A 278-nucleotide genomic window follows, 5' to 3' on the forward strand; every position below is an offset into this window, starting at 1 on the left:
GAACTTGCGGGCGGCCTCGAACTGAAGACGCCTTTCGGCACCTTCGTGCCGCCCAACATCTCGCAGGATGCCAAGGACGGGATCGGCGCCTGGAGCGAGGAAGACTTCGCCAACGCCATGCTGAGGGGCGTCTCGCCGGCGGGCGAGCATTTCTACCCGGCCTTTCCCTACGCCTCCTACGCGCGCATGACGCCGTCCGATGTCGCCGACCTTTACGCGTTCATGAAGACGCTGCCGGCAGTCGCCGGCAAGGCGCCTGATCACAAGCTTGCCTTCCC

General features: G+C 65.5%; 1 protein-coding gene. It reads left to right on the plus strand.

From position 1 onward, the window contains the following. A partial coding sequence (locus EN845_RS35185) for a cytochrome c (RefSeq protein WP_135931369.1) occupies positions 1 to 278 on the plus strand: 278 nt, incomplete at both ends.

The organism is Mesorhizobium sp. M8A.F.Ca.ET.202.01.1.1 (genome assembly GCF_004791595.1).
In the GTDB taxonomy this organism is placed as follows: Bacteria; Pseudomonadota; Alphaproteobacteria; order Rhizobiales; family Rhizobiaceae; genus Mesorhizobium.